Source organism: Halalkalicoccus jeotgali B3, assembly GCF_000196895.1.
GTDB classification, from domain to species: domain Archaea; phylum Halobacteriota; class Halobacteria; order Halobacteriales; family Halalkalicoccaceae; genus Halalkalicoccus; species Halalkalicoccus jeotgali.
Window position 1 is genome coordinate 1,759,320 of the sequence record NC_014297.1, and the last position, 16,257, is coordinate 1,775,576.

A 16,257-nucleotide genomic window follows, 5' to 3' on the forward strand; every position below is an offset into this window, starting at 1 on the left:
CCGGTTCGTCCCCAACGTTTATTTTTAATTTCGTACGTAATCTATGGATCAGAGCCGTTGGACCCGTTTTCTCGTGACGACCGTCGTGTCGGTCGGCGTCGGGTTCGCGGTCGGGACACTGTTGGTTCCTCCCGACCCGTCGACTTAACTTCCGGTCACTATCGCGGTGGCACTCCTCTCGGTTCCGCTCTCGTACTGGCTCGTCTATAGGGGTGGGATGGCGCGTCTCCGGGGCCGATCCGGGACCTGAATGTTGAGTCCAGCCCGCTGCTATACTATTGACCGCGGACGAGCGAAGCGAGTGAGCGGCTTCCTCGCGGCGACGTCGCGACGGTTTTTGGAGGAGATCTTTCGAGGAGTGGTGCCCACAGCGCGCCACAGGCGCGCGAGGACACCCGACGAAGAAAAAGGTCCATTAGAAGGTGTAGCCGTACTCCTCCTGAAAGACGTAGGCGGCGGTCCCCCAGACGTAGTCCTCGCCGGGCCACCACGTCCGGGCGTTGTTCAGCCCGCAGACGAGCACCTGTTCGGGGTTCGCGGGGTCGGGGGCGAACGAAACCGAGCCGCTGTCGCCGTCGGTGAAATCCGATGCGCTGCCCCACTTCAACTGGCCGCGCTTGCAGGGATCGCCGTAGACGCAGGTGACCCCGTCGATCGCCTGGATCTCGCCGGTGGAGTGGCCGGTCATCGCGCTGATCTTGTGGATCTCGGCGCCGCGGGCCTTGAGGGCCGCGAGTCCCATGCGCGTGAACTGGCCGGCGACCGGACGAGGCTCCTCGCCGTCGAGTGCGTGGGCGGGCGTAAAGTCGCCGGTCGGCTCGACCAGCGCGAGGTCCTCGCGGCGGTAGTGGCGGGTGGCCTCGCCGATCGGGACCCGCCCCTCGTCGGTGACAAGCGTGAGTTCGGGGTCGTCGACGCCGGCGTAGAGGTGGTCCGCCGTCGCGAAGTACCGACTCCCGGTCTCGGGATCGTAGACGGCGGGTGCGAGCGTCGCGAGCCCGCCCGTATCCCCACAGGCGACACCGCCTGGGACCGCAAAGCCCCCGTCGGGGTCGAACCGGCGCGTGGGTTCGAGGTCGTCGCGAGAACCGTCCGCGGTCGGCTCGACCACCGATCCCTCGACCGGCGTCCCTTCGAGCAGGTCGCTAACGGTCGAGACGATCCCTTCGTCCGTGACGTTTACCGACACCCGCGTCCGCTCCTCACCGTCGCCCGGGACGATCGAGGCGTCGATCACGCCCTCGATGGCGGTCGGGTCGAACGTCTCGTAGCTCGACAGTGCCGCCTGCAGGTCGTTGTACCATTCGGCGCCGACGGTCGTGATCTGCGGTGCGATCGAAGCCGGGTCCCCGGGATCGTCGCGCGCATACGCGTAGACGATCGGCACCTCGTCGGTCCCCACCGCCTCGAAGTGGCTCGCCGACAGGCGACTCGCGCTCGCGACGCTGAACCCCGCAGCCACGAGCGTCTTGACGAACCGTCGGCGCCCCATCCTCGAGAGAGGCCGCTCGTGTACCCGCTCTACTTCCGGCCCCCGTTCCTCCATTCCCACCCCCCCATTGACCCGCTCTACGACCTCCTCGTACTTCAGTCAAACTGAATGAGTGACAGTAACACACACGGGAGTACGACCGCGATCCGCCCGCCGACGGTCGAGTTATAGCGGTCGTGTCCCTCGTCGTGAAAACGGGCCGGGCGCGATTCGAACACGCGACCGTCTGGTTAAAAGCCAGACGCTCTGCCGGACTGAGCTACCGGCCCTCGCTCATCAGTTCCGCCGAGTGCATAAAGAGACTTTCCTTTTTCGGGACGTCTGCTCGGGGTTCCAATCGACCAACTTACCGCGTGGGAGTGGAGCGACTCCCGGTGCCCCTGAGCCGGCGGTTCGACCGCAGACGCGGACGTATCGCCCTATCTGAACCGAAAGGCGGGGGATTAAGTACGGTCCGTGGCAAGGAATTGGCGATGAGTACCGGCGTTACGATCTCCTCAATGTCTCGCTATGCGATTCTGGGCTGTGGGAGCGTGGGACACGCGGTCGCCGACGAACTGATCGAACAGGGAAAGGACGTGCTGATCGTCGACCGGGACGACGACCGCGTCGAGACCCTGCGCGACCGGGACATGAACGCCCAACTGGGGGACATCCGCGACGAAGAGGTCGCAGAGAGCGTCGCCGAGCGCGACGTCGTGTTGATCCTCTCCTCGGACATCGGGGCCAACAAGGCCGCCGTCTCGAACGTTCGTGCGTTCGACGACGACCTCTTCGTCATCGCTCGCGCGAGCGACCCCGTCTCGGGCGACGAACTCGCCGATCTCGGGGCCAACAGCGTTATCAACCCCGCTGCGGTGATCGCCGAATCCGCCCTCAGGCTGCTCGAATCGGGCGAGCTCGAACACCGCGCACAGCACCTCTCGGAGATCATCACCACCACCCAGCAGAAACTCGCGATCGTCACCCACGACAACCCCGACCCCGACGCGATCGCGAGCGCTGTCGCGCTCCGGGCGATCGCCCAGTACCTCGACGTCGAGGCCGAGATCTTCTACTTCGGGGACATGGGCCACCAGGAAAACCGGGCGTTCGTCAACCTTCTGGACGTCGAGATGACGCCCGTCTCGCGCGAGGACGACGACGCCTTCGTGGGGTTCGATACGATCGCGCTGGTCGATCACGCGATGTTGACCGACACCAACGAGGAGTTCGATCAGCCCGTCGACATCCTCATCGACCACCACGACATCGATATCGAGCGCGACCTCCCACAGGATCTGCCGTTTATCGACATTCGCCCGCAGATGAACTCCACCTCGACGATCCTCACCAAGTACGTCCAGGAGTTCGATCTGAGTCTCGAGGAGTCGGTCGCGACCGCCCTGCTCTATGGGATCCGCGCCGAGACGCTCGATTTCAAGCGCGACACCACGCCCGCCGACCTCACCGCCGCCGCGTACCTCTACCCGTTTGCGAACCACGACACCTTAGAGCAGGTCGAATCGCCCTCGATGAGCCCCGAAACACTGGACGTGCTCGCAGAGGCCATCACGAACCGCGAGGTTCAGGGCAGTCACCTCGTCTCGAACGCGGGATTCATCCGGGATCGTGAGGCGCTCGAACAGGCCGCCCAGCACCTCCTCAATCTGGAGGGGATCACCACGACCGCCGTCTTCGGCATCGCGAACAACACCATCTACCTCGCGGCTCGCTCGAAGGACATCCGCCTGAACATCGGGCGCGTGCTGCTGGACGCCTTCGAGGAGATCGGCGAGACGATGGGGCACTCGACACAGGCCCGCGTCGAGATTCCACTGGGTATCTTTACCGGCATCGAGACCAGCGAGGACAACCGCGAGACGCTCCTCCATCTCACCGAGGAGGCGGTCCGAAAGAAACTCTTCGCTGCGATGGGCGTCGAGAGCGAGGGCGGAAACGGCGGCTCGTAACGCTACGCGACGACCTCTTCGCCCTCCTCTTCGGGGGTTTCGAGGCGCTCGACGACGTCGTTTACGAGTACCACGTCGCCGACCGCCCGAACCCATCGGTAGGGGATGAGGACGCCACGGGTGCCCCGGACGTCCGCTCCGAACAGCTCTTCGTTGGGGTCGCGCAGCGCGAGACCCGTGACGATCTCGGTCCCGAGATCGAGTTTGATGTCGTCGACTTCGCCGACGAACACGCCGTTGTTCGAGTAGACCTCGCGGCCCACGAGCGACGTGATCTCTTGGGACGTTCGCTCCTGATCCATACACGCACGTCGAACGGCGGGGTATTATACCCTCGGATGTCACCCCTCGACACGCCCGTCCGTTCCCGGCGGCCGACCCGGCTAATATATAAATAACAAAAACTTTTATATACTATCACACACCTTCCGAGGAGATTCCCACCCCGTGATGTAAAGAGGCTTCCCGAATAACCCCCAGTCGCCGGGTGCCTCTGACAGACCGGCAACGCCGACGACCGTCCTTGCCCGGGACTCGGTCGTCGGGGATTTTCGACACCACTGCGTTCACAGACCGGATGGTCGATACCGCTCCCGTCAGTCACGTCTGATCGTCGCCCGAACCCTCGGGATCGGATCGTAGCGTTCCTCCGTATCGCCAAGCACGAACAGTCCGACGTACCGGAGGTAGGTCACGAACGGGACGTGAACCAGCAGGATCAGCAACAGGACCACGAGCAGGTACGGCCCCAACAGGGTGCCGATGATCGCCTGATCGACGACGGAACGCGACAACCCCTGAGCGACGAGCGCGCCGCCGACGGCCGTTCCGAGGGCTCCGAAGGGAACGAGAACGACGAGCGCTACCAGCGCGCCGAGCAGGCCGCCCCCGAGCGCAATCGCCGCCCAGAGGGCCGCCGCGATCAGCAAGTAGAGCGCGTACTCGCGCCATTCGGCACCGAGCGCCGGCGAGAACGCCCGCCACCCCGCCGCCAGCGAACACCCCTCCAGAAGCATGATCGGGACGACGAACGCGCGCGTCAGGTGATCGATGGCGAGACACGCGAGCGCGAGCACGAGCGCGCAGACGGCGAGCGCCGCCGGAGGCTCGAACGAGAGGACCGCGACTGACAGGCCCCCCGCGAGCGCCACGAGGACGACACGCAGCGCGAACACCTGTAGACCGGCCCGAAAGCGCCGGGCGCTGTCCGCAACCAACCGTATCCGTTCGCCGCGAAGCGCGTCGAGAAAGACGAACTCGAAGACCGAGCCGACACAGAGCGCCGCCGCCCCGAGGACCACCGCCGCCGCCAGCAGGCCGGCCGTCGCCGTCTCCGGGAGGGCCGCAAGCACTGACCCGCCGCGGTTGAAGTCGGTGAGAAACGGCGTGATCAGCGTTCCGACAAACGACGCGAGGACCGCAAAGCGGAGCCACGCCGAGAGCGACGCCCCCGCGAGCAGCCGTCGGGCCGCACTCACTGACTCGCCGACCGCCCGGAGTGCGTACCACGCCATACGACCCGTACCCGTGGCGAACACTTATGCGTGCGGATCAGCGCGCGCCCGATCCGGCCCGGTTCGGCGCGGCGATCGAGAGCAGGTAGATCCCGATGGCGACGACGACGATCGTCGCGCCGGGTGCAAGCGAGTAGCGCCACGAGAGCAACAGGCCCGCGACCGCCGCACACTCGCCGACGAGGACCGCCGCGAACAGCGAGTCCCGGAACCCGTTGGTGAGCTGTGCGGCCGCCGCGACGGGCACGACCAGCATCGCCGCCACGAGGATGACTCCGAGGATCTGCATCGAGCCGACGACGACCATCGCCGTCAGGACGATCAGCAGGGTGTTGTACGCCGAGACGTTGAAGCGGGCGACGCGGGCGGCCTCCTCGTCGAACGTGATGTACAAAAGCGGCTTGTAGGTCAGCGCGACGGTTCCGACGACGGCGATGCTTAAAACCGCCATCAACAGGACGCTCCCGCCGCCGACGGTCGCGATCGAACCGAAGAGGATGCTGTTGATGTCGACGGTCGCAAAGCCGCCGCCCAGACTGATGACGAGTGTGCCGAGCGCGAAACTGCCTGTGAGCATGATCGCGATCGGAACGTCGCCGTAGGAGCCGGTGCGGTCGGCCAGAAACTGCACGGCGAGCGCGCCGACGATCCCGGCGACCAGCGCCGAGAGCAAGAGCGGGGTGCCCCACCCCGACCCGGCAAACAGCAAGGTACCGACCGCGACGCCCGCGAAGGCGGCGTGGGCGAGGGTCTCGCCGATCAGCGCCATCTCACGATGGACGAGGTAGGTGCCGATGACGGGGCCGACGATCCCGATAAACACCGCCGTCGTCAGGGCGTTCCAGACGAACCCGTAACAGGCGATCGAGGTCCCGAACGACCGGCCGGCCGAACAGGAGGCCTCGAAGAAGACACGGGGCATGATCCCGAACGCGATCGGGACGAACAGACCGAGGACGGCGACCCCGAAGACGACCAGAAGGATCTGCCGAAGGCGTTTCGAGACCATCAGTGGCCGTGTTCGATCAGTCGACTGTTTGTTCCGTACGCGCGTGCGAGCGCGTCGCTCTCGACGAACCCCGCCGGATCGCCGTGGTGGTACAGTTCGCGGTTGATGCAGGCGATCCGGTCGGCGTGGTCGGTGACGACCCCGATGTCGTGTTCGATCAGGACGACCGTGATCCCCCGATCGGTCAACTCGTCGAGCAGAGTGTAGAAGGCGTCCCGGGAGTCGGCGTCGACCCCGACCGTGGGCTCGTCGAGTGCCAGCAGGTCCGCCTCGCCCGCCAGCGTCCGGGCGATGAAGGCGCGCTGTTTCTGCCCACCGGAGAGCTCGTTGATCCGGCGGTCCGATAGTTCGGCGATCTCCACCCGTTCGAGGGCCTGCTGGACCATCTCGCGGTCGTGACGTCCCAACCGTCCGAAGCGCGTATGCGGGTACCGCCCCATCGTAACGACCTCCCTGACCGTGATCGGCATCGTCCGCTCCGCGCCCGTCGAGTGCTGGGAGACGTAGCCGAGGCGCTCGCCGTCGTCGAACGCGTCTACCGGCTCGCCGAACAGCTCGACCCGCCCGGCGTCGGGGGCGACCAGCCCCAGCATCAGCTTCAACAGGGTGGTCTTGCCCGAGCCGTTGGGCCCGACGAGCCCGAGGAACTCGCCGTCCTCGACGGTTAGCGAGACGTCCTCGACGGCGGGCCGGCCGTCGTAGGCGAAGGTCACGTCCTCGAGACGGACGATCGGCGACTCGCTCACGACCCCGCCCCCAGTGCCGCCCGGAGCGCCGGGAGGTTGATCTCGCCCATCTGGCCGACGTAGTCGAGCCCCTCCGCGTCCCATTCGGTGGTAATGCTCTCGGCGGGCGAGAGCGCCGCCACGTCGCGTACGGTTCCGGCCTCCTCGGCGATGGTTCGAGCGAGGCTGTCACCCTCGAAGTGGTCGTAGAGGACGACCTCGATCCCCTCGCGCTCGATCAGATCGACCGTCTCGGCGATCTGGGACGGGGTGGCCTCGGTCTCGGGGGAGACGCCCTGTGGGGTGTGGATCTCGAATCCGTAGCGCTCTCCGAGATAGCCATACGAATCGTGACCCGCGACGACGACGGTGTCGTGGTCCCGACCCGCGAGCCCCTCCTCGAAGCGTCCGTGAAGCTCCTCGAGGTCCGTGAGGTAGGAGCCGGCGTTCTCCTCGTAGGTCTCGGCGTTCTCGGAGTCGGCCTCCATCAGCCCGTCCCGGATCGTCTCGACGACCTGCCGGGAGCGCACCGGATCGACCCAGACGTGGGGGTCGTAGTCGCCCTCCCCGTGGTCGTGGCCATGCTCGTGATCGCCGTGATCATGGTCGTGATCGCTTTCGTTATCGTGGTCGTCGCTGTGACTGCCTTCCCCGCCGCCGTCGTGGTTATGGTCGTGGCCGCCGTATTCGGAGAGTTCGACGTCCTCGGCGGCGGCGATTGACGCCACGCCCTCGTGGTTACGCTCGATCTCGCCGACGACCTCGTCGGCCCAGCGCTGGAACCCCTCGATCCCGAGGTGGACGAACGCGTCGCGCTCGACGATCTCGACGGTGATGTCGGAGCGAGGCTCCCAGCCGTGTCCGTGCTGGCCCATCGGAACCGCGTTCTCGACGGAAAGCGCCTCGCCAGCGACGTTCCGAGCGAAGTCCGCGAGCGTGAAAAACGAGGCCGTCGCTGCGGCGCTGTCGTCCGATTGGCCCCCCACGCTCGGCGCGCCGCTGCCCAACGAGTCCAAACAGCCGGCAGTTGCGGTGGCGAGTGCGCCGGCTCCCCCCGTCAGGAATCGGCGCCGTGTTCGGTTCATATCGAATCAAGGGCCCGACAGCCCTAAAAGAGTTGTTATTGGTGGTGGAAGATTTAATAACTCGCGGCGCGGGCCTCAGACAGTCACGTCGTGTTCGGTCGCGTCGGCGAGTCGTTTCAGGCGCTCGGGATCGACGGGGAAGACGGCCTGGGGGGTGCCGGCGGCGGCCCAGACGGTTTCGAACCCGCTCAGGGTGGGATCGAACAGTACCGGGAGTTGCGAGTCGTGACAGATCGGCGGGACGCCGCCGATAGACCAGCCGAGCGTCTCCCTGATCCGGTCGGTACCGGCCATTCCGACCGAGTCGGCCCCGAGCGCCCTGGCGAGGGCGTCCTCGTCGACGCGGTTTGCGCCGCTGGTGACGACCACGATGGGGTCGTCGTCGGCCAGAAAGACCAGGCTACTCGCGATCTGCGCGACCTCACAGCCGACGGCCGCGGCGGCGTCGGCAGCCGTCTTCGTGCCCTCGGGGAACTCCTCGACGTCGATCTCGAGTCCGTGCTCCTCGGCCGCCCGTTCGCGGAACTCGGCCGCGCGTGGATGCATGGAGTGGCTGCGTACTGGAGGGAAAAAGAGTTGGCTACTCGCGTTCAGCCCGGAAGCGCTCGACGCGCTCGCGCTCGGGCAACGCCGTCATCGCGCCCTCGGCGGTCGTCGTCGTCGCCGCGACCGCGTTCCCGAACCCGATGGCCTCCCCGAGGTCCCCGCCGCCCGAGAGCGCCGCGATCGCCCCCGCGGTGAAGGCGTCCCCTGCGCCGGTCGTATCGACGGGATCGACCCGATAGCCCGGGTGGGTCGCCTCGCCGCTCCACGGCGCTCGATCGGTCGCGACCGCGAGCGCGCCCTCGCCACCGAGGGTCAACAGCGTCGTGTGCGGGCCCCGGTCGCAGGCCGCACGCGCGAGGTCCGTCCCGTCGCCGTCGATTCCCGCCTCCGCGAGGTCCTCGGGGGTCGCCTTCAACACGTCGACGTGCGGAAGGATCTCCTCGATCAGTCGTTCGAACTCCTCGCGGTCGGGCCAGAGTTCGGGCCGGGCGTTCGGGTCGAAGGAGACGGTACAGCCCGCATCGCTCGCGCGCTCGGCCAGTTCGAGGGTCGCCGTCCGCGAGGGCTCGCTCGCGAGGGTCACACCGCCCAGGTGGACCCACGAGACGCCCTCGACGAGGTCGTCGTCGAGTGATCCGGGCTTCATGCGTGTATCGGCCGTCCCGTCCCGATAGAAGCTGAACTGGCGGTCGGCGGTTTCGTCGTGGGAAACGAACGCCAGTGTGGTCTTCGCGTCGGGGTCGCGCTCGACGAGGTCGTCGGGGAGACCGTACTCGACGAGCGTCCCGACGAGGGCCTCCCCGAACGGGTCGTCCCCGACACGCGTCCAGAACCAGGGAGTTTCGTCGAGAACCGCGAGGCCGACGGCGACGTTCGCGGGTGCGCCGCCGGGCCTACGAGTGAAGGTCTCGACCTCCCGAAGCGATCCGGGGTGTTCGGGGAGGAAGTCGATCAGCGTCTCGCCCGCGACGAGGATGTCCGGGTCCGACATACTTCGTGTCCGACCGAGACGACCAAAGGCGTAGCGAATCGGCTACCGATGTCTCGATACCGGGCGGGGGTGCAAACGGCCTGCACCGACCCGTTCGACCCTCGATGGCCGACCGGTCACACGACCGTCTTTCCGAACGGAGTGTCACTCGATGGCAAACCGAAAACAAAATTTTAGGTGAGACGAAAACGAGTTTTCGGAAACCAATCTTTAAGGGGGAGGGCGTCGTAGACGGAGGTGAGATGAGCACCCAGAAATCCGTCCGTCAGCAGGCCGACGAGGTAGAGGAGAACCCGATCCGGTTGGACACCGAGAAGGCAGAGCAGGTCATCGACGCGCTGAACACCGACCTGTCGAACCTCTACGTCATCTACCACCAGCTCAAGAAACACCACTGGAACGTCGAGGGCGCGGAGTTCCGCGACCTGCACCTGTTCCTCGAAGAAGCCTACGAGCACGCCGAGGAGCACGCCGACGTCATCGCCGAGCGCGCCCAAGCCATCGGCGGCGTCCCGGTTGCCGGCCCCTCGAACCTCGAGGAGCGTGCGACCGTCGAATTCGAGGGCGAGGACGTCTACGACGTGCGTACCTCCCTGTCTAACGATCTGGAGATCTACGCCGAGACGGTCGAGCGCATGCGCGAGCACGTCCAGCTCGCGAGCGATCTGGGCGACTACGGCAGCGAGGAGATCCTCCGCGAGGCGCTCGTGGAGATCGAGGACGACGCCCACCACTTCCACCACTACCTCGAGGACGACAGCCTCGTCGTCGAGGAAGCGGTCCACAAGTAAGACCGGTTCCGAGTTTTTTACGACACGCCGGAAACGCCGGGAGCGACGCGTCTATTGGGTAAGCGAGACGGTATAGTCCGTCGCGATCCATCCCTCCGAGTTCCCGTCCTCGGTGAAGACGATCCGATCCGGAGAGGTTCGGAGAGCGGAGACGAACGCGGCAGGCTCTTCGTGCTCGTCGATTGGTTCGATGTCGTGTCCGTCCGTGACTGCCATGTCTCGACTTAGGTGGGCCTAAACCCATATAGGTTTTGGTCGGCCTAAGCCCGTCCGATCGAACAGCCCGAGATGGGAGTGCACTCGACGCCCCGCTCCTCGAGGGCGTCGATCAAGGCGTTCAGCCCGATCGCGTCCGAGGCGATGTGGCCCGTGACGACGAGGTTCTTCTCCTCGTAGGCCTCGCGCAGTTCGCGGGCGTCGCCCGCGCCGACGTGGATATAGAGTAGCGTATCGACCCCGTTCTCGAAGTACGCGCGCGCGACGTCCGCGCCGCCGTTGGTTCCGGCGGCGTGGTGGACGGCGACCTCGCCCAGTTCGTGTTCCCCGTTTCCAACCCGTATCTCCACGTCGGTTTCGGCCGCGGCGAGTTCGGGGATCTCCTCGAGGGCGGCGACGAACTCCGCCACGGAACTCTCCGAACCTATCCCCTCTGCGACGTCGATAAAACGCCGACGGCCGATCTCGTCGGGGGCCAGATGAATGTTCATATAGGGCTGGTCGAGCAGTTCGGCCACGCTGGGGTCGTGCCGGTAGTTCGCGCTGTGGGCACCGAGTTCGACGCGCTCGCGGAGGTCGGCGACGGCATCTTCTGCCTGCGATTCGGGGACGCCGTGGTCGGTCATGAACTCGATCTGGCGGTTGAGCACGTCGGGAAAGTCGAGACGGGCGCGCTCGCCGGCCGGATGGTGGGCGAGCACGAGATCGTAGCCCTCGCGCTCGGCGAGTTGGACCTCGGGGCTTTCGAGGTCGATTCCCACGAGCGCGCTCTCGATGTTCTCGCCGGGGACGTAGATCGTGCTGTCGGCGGGGACTTCGTCCCACTCGACCAGATCGAGACTGAGCTGCATGATTTCGTCCGTGGTGAGTGCCATGCCCCTCCGTTCTTCCCGCCCCCTTTGGAACCCCTCGATGCCGGCAATCGCCACTACCCCCGGCAACCCCATCCGATGCCGAGCGGCCTTTTCCCGTCCGTCCCCTAGAGAGACCGATGACAGCCGACCTCTTCAGCTCTCTCGCGCTTCGGGAGACCGAACTCCCGAACCGCGTCATGGTCTCGCCGATGTGTCAGTACTCCTGTGAGGACCGCGACGGTCTGGCCACCGAGTGGCACCGCGTCCATCTGGGCTCGCGCGCAGTGGGCGGGGCGGGCGTCGTCATGGCCGAGGCGACCGCCGTCTCGCCCGAGGGACGGATCACGCCCGAGGACCTCGGAATCTGGAGCGACGAGCACAAAGAGCGCCTCGCCCCGATCGCGGAGTTCATCGCCGAGCAGGGCAGCGTTCCGGCGATCCAGCTCGCCCACGCGGGCCGAAAGGCGAGCAAGAGCCGCCCGTGGGAGGGCAGCGAGCCGCTCCAGCCCGACGAGGGCGGCTGGGAGGTGCTCGCCCCGAACGAGGACCCCTGGCCCTACGAGAACGAGTCACCACCGCAGAAGGCGATGACTCAGGCCGACATCGAGGGCGTCGTCGAGGACTACCGCGCGGCCGCAAAACGCGCACTGGAGGCGGGCTTCGAGGTCGCGGAGGTCCACGCCGCTCATGGATACTTACTCCACGAGTTCCTGTCTCCCGTGACCAACGACCGCACCGACGAATATGGGGGAGACTTCGAGAACCGCACCCGACTGGTCCGGCAGGTCACCGAGGCCGTCAGAGACGTGTGGCCCGACGACAACCCCGTCTTCGTGCGGATCTCGGGCACCGACTGGCTGCCCGAGCGCGAGTCGTGGACCATCGAGCAGTCGGTCGACCTCGCGGACGAGCTCTACGAACTGGGCGCGGACCTGATCGACGTCTCCAGTGGTATGCTCCACCCCGACCAGCAACTGCCCCAGGAGGGCTCTGCGAGCCAGCTTCCGCTGGCGGCGCAGGTCCGCGAGGAGCGCGAAACCGACATCGCGGTCGGCGCGGTCGGCGGGATCACCGACGCCGAGCAGGCCGACGAACTGATCCGCGAGGGCGATGCGGATCTGGCGATCGTCGGTCGCGAGCACCTCCGAGACCCCTACTTCGCGCTGCACGCTGCTGCCGAACTCGGCGAGGACGTCGAGCCGCCGGTCCAGTACGATCGCGGGTTCTGAGTCGACCCTTTTTCCGCTCGCCACTCCAAAGGGGTCTATGACAGATGAGGACGACCTGGAGGAGCGCGTCGACGATCTCCAGCGCACCTTGGAGGAACTTCGCCGGGAGATCGAACCGCGACCGCCCCGCGGTCCCGGCGGGCTGCCCCGACCGCCGACGCCCGGCGAGTTGATCCGGTTTGCTGATCAGCAGGCGATTCCCACGGCTATCGCGGTGTTGGAGGCGAACGTCCGCGCACTCGAACTCCTACAGGGGGCGCTTCGGCTTGCGGACACCGGTCGGGCCGCGGGCGAGGAGGTAGAGCGCACCCGACGACGCGCTGCGGACGCCAGCCGCCGGAGCCTCGATCGACTCGACCGGGTCCTCGACGATCTGCAGGAGGCGACGCGGGGCGATACGCTCCCAGAAAACGGCGACGCCCGCGACATCCTGCAGGAAGCCCGCGACCTGCGCGAGGAGATCGCAGATCGCATCGGCGAGGCCGAGCGCGACCGCGAGCGCGCTCGCGATGTCGAGCGTGAGAACGGTACGCAAGTCGATTCGACCGCCGACGGCGGCGTCGAGATCGACGTCGAGGACGAACTCGATTCGATCCGCGCGGAGATGGAGGACGACGAGGACGCTGACGAGAAATCGGACGAGGACGGAGACGAGGAGAACTGATCCGAGCGGCGGTTACTCCATTTATACCTACCCTTCGAAGTCCCGATCGGTGGGGGATTTCGGCGTCGGCCCTGTCACGGGCGATCCCGTAGGGCGAGCCATCGGCGGTCCGCGCGGGAGCTTAGCCCGTGGGTTCGAACCGGTAGCCGTCCCAGTCTTGGCTCTCGGGCTCGCGCATTCCCGCACCCGGCTCGCGCAGCTCCTCGACGTAGGTCGGACGGACTTCGTCGCCGATCTCGATCTCGCCGGTCGTGAGCTGCCCGAGGACGCGCACGGCCTGTCCATCGATATCGAACTCGACGATCGCGAGGTGGTTGGGCTGGCGAACCCCCGGCGGAGTGGCCGTCGAGGTCGTCCACGTCACCACGGTCGCGGTTCGTTCCGTGAGGTCGATCTCCTCGACCGGTTCGCCGCCCTCCAGTCCACGGGGATGGGCGGGGTAGCTGATCGTGCCGTCGTCGTACTTGATCGCGTTCATGCTCATCGTGCTGCCTCCAGGATGGTTGTGATCACGCAGTTACCGAACCCGCCGACGTTGCAGGCGATACCCGTCTCGGCGTCGACCTGGCGCGCGCCGGCTTCGCCACGGACCTGCTGGTAGAGTTCGTAGATCTGTGCCACGCCGCTTGCCCCCAGTGGATGCCCCTTCGATTTCAGCCCGCCGGACGTGTTCACCGGGAGGTCGCCGTCCTTCTCGGTGAGGCCGTCCTCGACGGCCTTCCAGCCCTCACCCTTCTCGAAGAAGCCAAGATCCTCGCTCTGGAGGAATTCGAGGATCGTGAACATGTCGTGAAGCTCGGCCACGTCGATGTCCTCCGGGCCCATATCGGCCATTTCGTAGGCGTCCTTTCCGCTCTCGACGACCCCACCCATCACGGTGGGGTCCTCGCGCTCGTGAACGACGTGGGTGTCGGTCGCCCCACCCACGCCCGCGATCACGGCGTAGTCGTCGGTGTACTCCTCGGCGACGGATTCGGGGCACATGAGCAACGCCCCCGAGCCATCGGTGATCGGACAGAAGTCGTAGAGCCTGAGGGGGTCGGCTACGATCGGCGATTCGAGCACCTCCTCTAGACTCACCTCCTTCTGGAACTGGGCGTGGGGGTTGTCGACGCCGTTCTTGTGGTTCTTCACCGCGACCTTCCCCAAACTCTCGCGGGGCGCGTCGTACTTATCGAGGTAGTGACGCGCGGTCAGCCCCGCAAAGCTCGGGAGGGTGACACCCTGTTTGTACTCGTAGGGATGCGTGATCGAGGCGATCACGTCGGTGGCCTCCGCGGTCGAGCGATGGGTCATCTTCTCGCCGCCGACGAGCATTGTCAGATCGCTCGCGCCGCTGGCGACCGACTGCCAGGCAGCATAGGTGCCCGCCCCGCCCGAGGAACTGGTCTGATCCACCCGCTGGGTGTAGGCGGGCACCGCCCCGATGTCGTGGGCAAGCATGTTCGGTACCCCGGTCTGGCCCTCGAACTCGCCGCTGGCCATGTTCGAGACGTACAGGTGATCGATCTCGCCCGCTTCGATCTCCCCGTCGTCGAGACAGTCGAGTGCGGCTTCCACGAGCAGATCGCGGAGCCAGCCCTCCCGTTTCCCGAACTGGGTCATCGATGCGCCGATGATCGCTACGCGGTCCATATCAACGACTCTCACGGGGGGACTATATCTGCTATGTTATGCCATCGGCCGCACGAGGAGGCCGACCCGATGTCAGCCGACGAGATAGCGCAGCCGGGGGTAGCGCTCGATCGCCGGCTCTCCGTCGACCTCGTGGCGCGCGAGCAGCGCGTCGAGTCCCCAGTATCGACCCGCCGCCAGCACGACCAGCGCGAGAAACACCACCAGATAGACCAGATCGGCGTTGACGAGGCCGTTTGCGACGTCCCAGTTGCCGACGTAGAACGCCCCCATCATGAGCGTGCCGAAGAACGCGGCCAGTCGGACCAGCCCGCCGACGAGCAGGCCCACCCCGATCAGCACCTGTCCCCACGGAACCGCGACGTTGATCAGGTCCATCACGACCGGATTCGCGGCCATCGCGCCGTAGATCCCCGCCGCAGGACTGGCCGGATCGACGTTCGCGAGGTAGCCCGCGGCGTCGAACGGTTCGCCCGTCAGTTTCCCGATCCCGGCGGTCAGGAAGATCCAGCCCATGAGAAGTCGGAGCCCGACGGCGACGCCGGCGACCCTCGATTTCGTGTCTTCGGTCGGTACGTTCTCGATCCGCCGCGTGGTTCGTGTCGTGGTTTCCATCGTGTTCACCTCACGTGTACTCGTCGTGTGGCTCGACGAATAGATCCCGACGACGGTTCCCGACGGCCGAGAACTGGCCCCGCCCTTCTAAGGGGCGAAAAACGGCCGACGCGCGCTATAAGTCCATTCCACCGTTGACGTCGAGTACCTCGCCGGTGATGTACGAGGCGTTCGGGCTGGCGATAAACGACACCGCACAGGCGATCTCCTCGACGGTGGCGAAACGCCCCAGCGGGATCTCTGCCTGGATCCGTTCTCGCACCCGCTCGGGGATCCCCTCGACCATCTCCGTCGCGGTAAAGCCGGGGGCGACGCAGTTGGCCGTCGAACCGCTGTCGGCGAGTTCGAGCGCGAGCGTCCGCGTCAGCCCGAACATCCCGCTTTTCGCGGCCGCGTAGTTGGCCTGTCCGAGGTTGCCCTGCTTGCCGACGATCGAGGAGATGTTGATCAGACGGCCCTCCTCGGCGTTTGCAACGTCGTCGAAGAACTCCTTGGTGCAGACGAACGCGCCCGTCAGGTCGACCTCGATGACGCGGTCCCATTCCGCCCGCGTCATCTCCGAGAAGAGGGTGTCGACGTTGATACCGGCGTTGTTGACGAGGATGTCCACGGACCCAAACCGGTCTTCGATCTCCTCGTGCATCGCCTCGACTTCCGCCTCGTCGGTGACGTCGGCCTGGGTCGCCATCGCGGACCCGCCGGCCGTATTGATACCGTCGACGACCTCCTCTGCCGCACCCGACGACGCCCGGTAGTTGATCGCGACGCTCGCACCCTCGTTCGCGAGTTCTTCAGCGATGCCGCGACCGATACCCCGTGACGAGCCTGTGATCAGGCAAGTGCGATCTTCAAGTTTCATATGTATCCGGAGTCGGGCGCCCCGCTCCGAATGATACATGTTATCGTCCCCTCCTAAGTGTTGTCCCGCTGAAGACCGTA

At 66.2% G+C, this 16,257-nt stretch carries 18 protein-coding genes and 1 tRNA gene; 4 read left to right on the plus strand and 15 right to left on the minus strand.

Going from position 1 to position 16,257, the window contains the following annotated elements; translation table 11 throughout:
* Positions 1–415: 415 nt before the first annotated feature.
* Positions 416–1,492, minus strand: coding sequence for a hypothetical protein (locus tag HACJB3_RS09210; protein ID WP_008417245.1), 1,077 nt, complete (start codon positions 1,490–1,492; stop codon positions 416–418).
* A 195-nt stretch (positions 1,493–1,687) separates the two neighbouring features.
* Positions 1,688–1,761, minus strand: a tRNA-Lys gene (locus HACJB3_RS09215).
* Between the two features lie 204 nt (positions 1,762–1,965).
* Here HACJB3_RS09215 and HACJB3_RS09220 point away from each other — a divergent pair.
* Entirely contained in the window at positions 1,966–3,444 is a 1,479-nt protein-coding gene (locus HACJB3_RS09220) for a DHH family phosphoesterase (RefSeq protein WP_008417242.1), read from the plus strand.
* Positions 3,445–3,446: 2 nt separating this feature from the next.
* On the opposite strand, the gene HACJB3_RS09225 is transcribed toward HACJB3_RS09220, so the two are convergent.
* The 7 genes from HACJB3_RS09225 to HACJB3_RS09255 all read right to left on the minus strand — a co-directional run bounded on the left by HACJB3_RS09225 (position 3,447) and on the right by HACJB3_RS09255 (position 9,314).
* A complete protein-coding gene (locus HACJB3_RS09225; protein ID WP_008417241.1) occupies positions 3,447–3,746 on the minus strand; it encodes a PRC-barrel domain-containing protein in 300 nt (99 codons plus the stop codon).
* 294 nt (positions 3,747–4,040) lie between these two features.
* Positions 4,041–4,958, minus strand: a complete 918-nt coding sequence (locus tag HACJB3_RS09230) for a DUF7544 domain-containing protein (RefSeq protein WP_008417240.1) — start codon at positions 4,956–4,958, stop codon at positions 4,041–4,043.
* Positions 4,959–4,995: 37 nt separating this feature from the next.
* Positions 4,996–5,967, minus strand: coding sequence for a metal ABC transporter permease (locus tag HACJB3_RS09235; RefSeq protein WP_013199475.1), 972 nt, complete (start codon positions 5,965–5,967; stop codon positions 4,996–4,998).
* On the minus strand, positions 5,967–6,713 hold the full coding sequence (locus HACJB3_RS09240; protein WP_008417237.1) for a metal ABC transporter ATP-binding protein: 747 nt from the start codon (positions 6,711–6,713) through the stop codon (positions 5,967–5,969). Before HACJB3_RS09240 ends, HACJB3_RS09235 begins: the two co-directional genes overlap by 1 nt.
* Positions 6,710–7,777 carry a metal ABC transporter solute-binding protein, Zn/Mn family gene (locus tag HACJB3_RS09245; RefSeq protein ID WP_008417236.1) on the minus strand — a complete coding sequence of 356 codons (1,068 nt, stop codon included), beginning with the start codon at positions 7,775–7,777 and terminating at the stop codon, positions 6,710–6,712. Before HACJB3_RS09245 ends, HACJB3_RS09240 begins: the two co-directional genes overlap by 4 nt.
* 75 nt (positions 7,778–7,852) lie before the next feature.
* Entirely contained in the window at positions 7,853–8,323 is a 471-nt protein-coding gene (locus tag HACJB3_RS09250) for a YbaK/EbsC family protein (protein ID WP_008417235.1), read from the minus strand.
* 34 nt (positions 8,324–8,357) lie between these two features.
* On the minus strand, positions 8,358–9,314 hold the full coding sequence (locus HACJB3_RS09255) for a carbohydrate kinase family protein (RefSeq protein WP_008417233.1): 957 nt from the start codon (positions 9,312–9,314) through the stop codon (positions 8,358–8,360).
* Positions 9,315–9,556: 242 nt separating this feature from the next.
* Here HACJB3_RS09255 and dpsA point away from each other — a divergent pair, with 242 nt between their 5' ends.
* A complete protein-coding gene (dpsA, locus tag HACJB3_RS09260) occupies positions 9,557–10,105 on the plus strand; it encodes a DNA starvation/stationary phase protection protein DpsA (protein ID WP_008417232.1) in 549 nt (182 codons plus the stop codon).
* A gap of 51 nt (positions 10,106–10,156) precedes the next feature.
* Here the strand turns inward: dpsA and HACJB3_RS20180 are convergent, their stop codons facing one another.
* Both HACJB3_RS20180 and HACJB3_RS09265 read right to left on the minus strand, forming a co-directional pair.
* Positions 10,157–10,321 carry a hypothetical protein gene (locus tag HACJB3_RS20180; protein WP_008417231.1) on the minus strand — a complete coding sequence of 55 codons (165 nt, stop codon included), beginning with the start codon at positions 10,319–10,321 and terminating at the stop codon, positions 10,157–10,159.
* 44 nt (positions 10,322–10,365) lie between these two features.
* The gene (locus tag HACJB3_RS09265) at positions 10,366–11,196 is read right to left on the minus strand and encodes a hypothetical protein (RefSeq protein WP_008417230.1); all 831 of its coding nucleotides are present in this window, start codon (positions 11,194–11,196) and stop codon (positions 10,366–10,368) included.
* A 116-nt stretch (positions 11,197–11,312) separates the two neighbouring features.
* Between HACJB3_RS09265 and HACJB3_RS09270 the strand changes: the two genes are divergently transcribed.
* Together HACJB3_RS09270 and HACJB3_RS09275 are read left to right on the plus strand one after the other, a co-directional pair.
* The gene (locus HACJB3_RS09270; RefSeq protein WP_008417229.1) at positions 11,313–12,404 is read left to right on the plus strand and encodes an NADH:flavin oxidoreductase/NADH oxidase; all 1,092 of its coding nucleotides are present in this window, start codon (positions 11,313–11,315) and stop codon (positions 12,402–12,404) included.
* 37 nt (positions 12,405–12,441) lie between these two features.
* Positions 12,442–13,068, plus strand: coding sequence for a DUF7547 family protein (locus HACJB3_RS09275; RefSeq protein ID WP_008417228.1), 627 nt, complete (start codon positions 12,442–12,444; stop codon positions 13,066–13,068).
* Positions 13,069–13,189: 121 nt separating this feature from the next.
* Here the strand turns inward: HACJB3_RS09275 and HACJB3_RS09280 are convergent, their stop codons facing one another.
* The 4 genes from HACJB3_RS09280 to HACJB3_RS09295 form a co-directional block, all read right to left on the minus strand.
* Positions 13,190–13,552: an OB-fold domain-containing protein gene (locus tag HACJB3_RS09280; protein ID WP_008417227.1), complete on the minus strand. Its 363-nt coding sequence runs from the start codon at positions 13,550–13,552 to the stop codon at positions 13,190–13,192.
* Positions 13,549–14,703 (minus strand): thiolase family protein, encoded by a 1,155-nt coding sequence (locus tag HACJB3_RS09285; RefSeq protein ID WP_008417226.1) that lies wholly within the window; start codon positions 14,701–14,703, stop codon positions 13,549–13,551. The genes HACJB3_RS09280 and HACJB3_RS09285 overlap by 4 nt, the downstream gene beginning before the upstream one ends.
* 72 nt (positions 14,704–14,775) lie before the next feature.
* On the minus strand, positions 14,776–15,318 hold the full coding sequence (locus HACJB3_RS09290; RefSeq protein ID WP_008417225.1) for a DoxX family membrane protein: 543 nt from the start codon (positions 15,316–15,318) through the stop codon (positions 14,776–14,778).
* A 115-nt stretch (positions 15,319–15,433) separates the two neighbouring features.
* The gene (locus HACJB3_RS09295; RefSeq protein WP_008417223.1) at positions 15,434–16,177 is read right to left on the minus strand and encodes a beta-ketoacyl-ACP reductase; all 744 of its coding nucleotides are present in this window, start codon (positions 16,175–16,177) and stop codon (positions 15,434–15,436) included.
* Between the last annotated feature and the right edge of the window lie 80 nt (positions 16,178–16,257).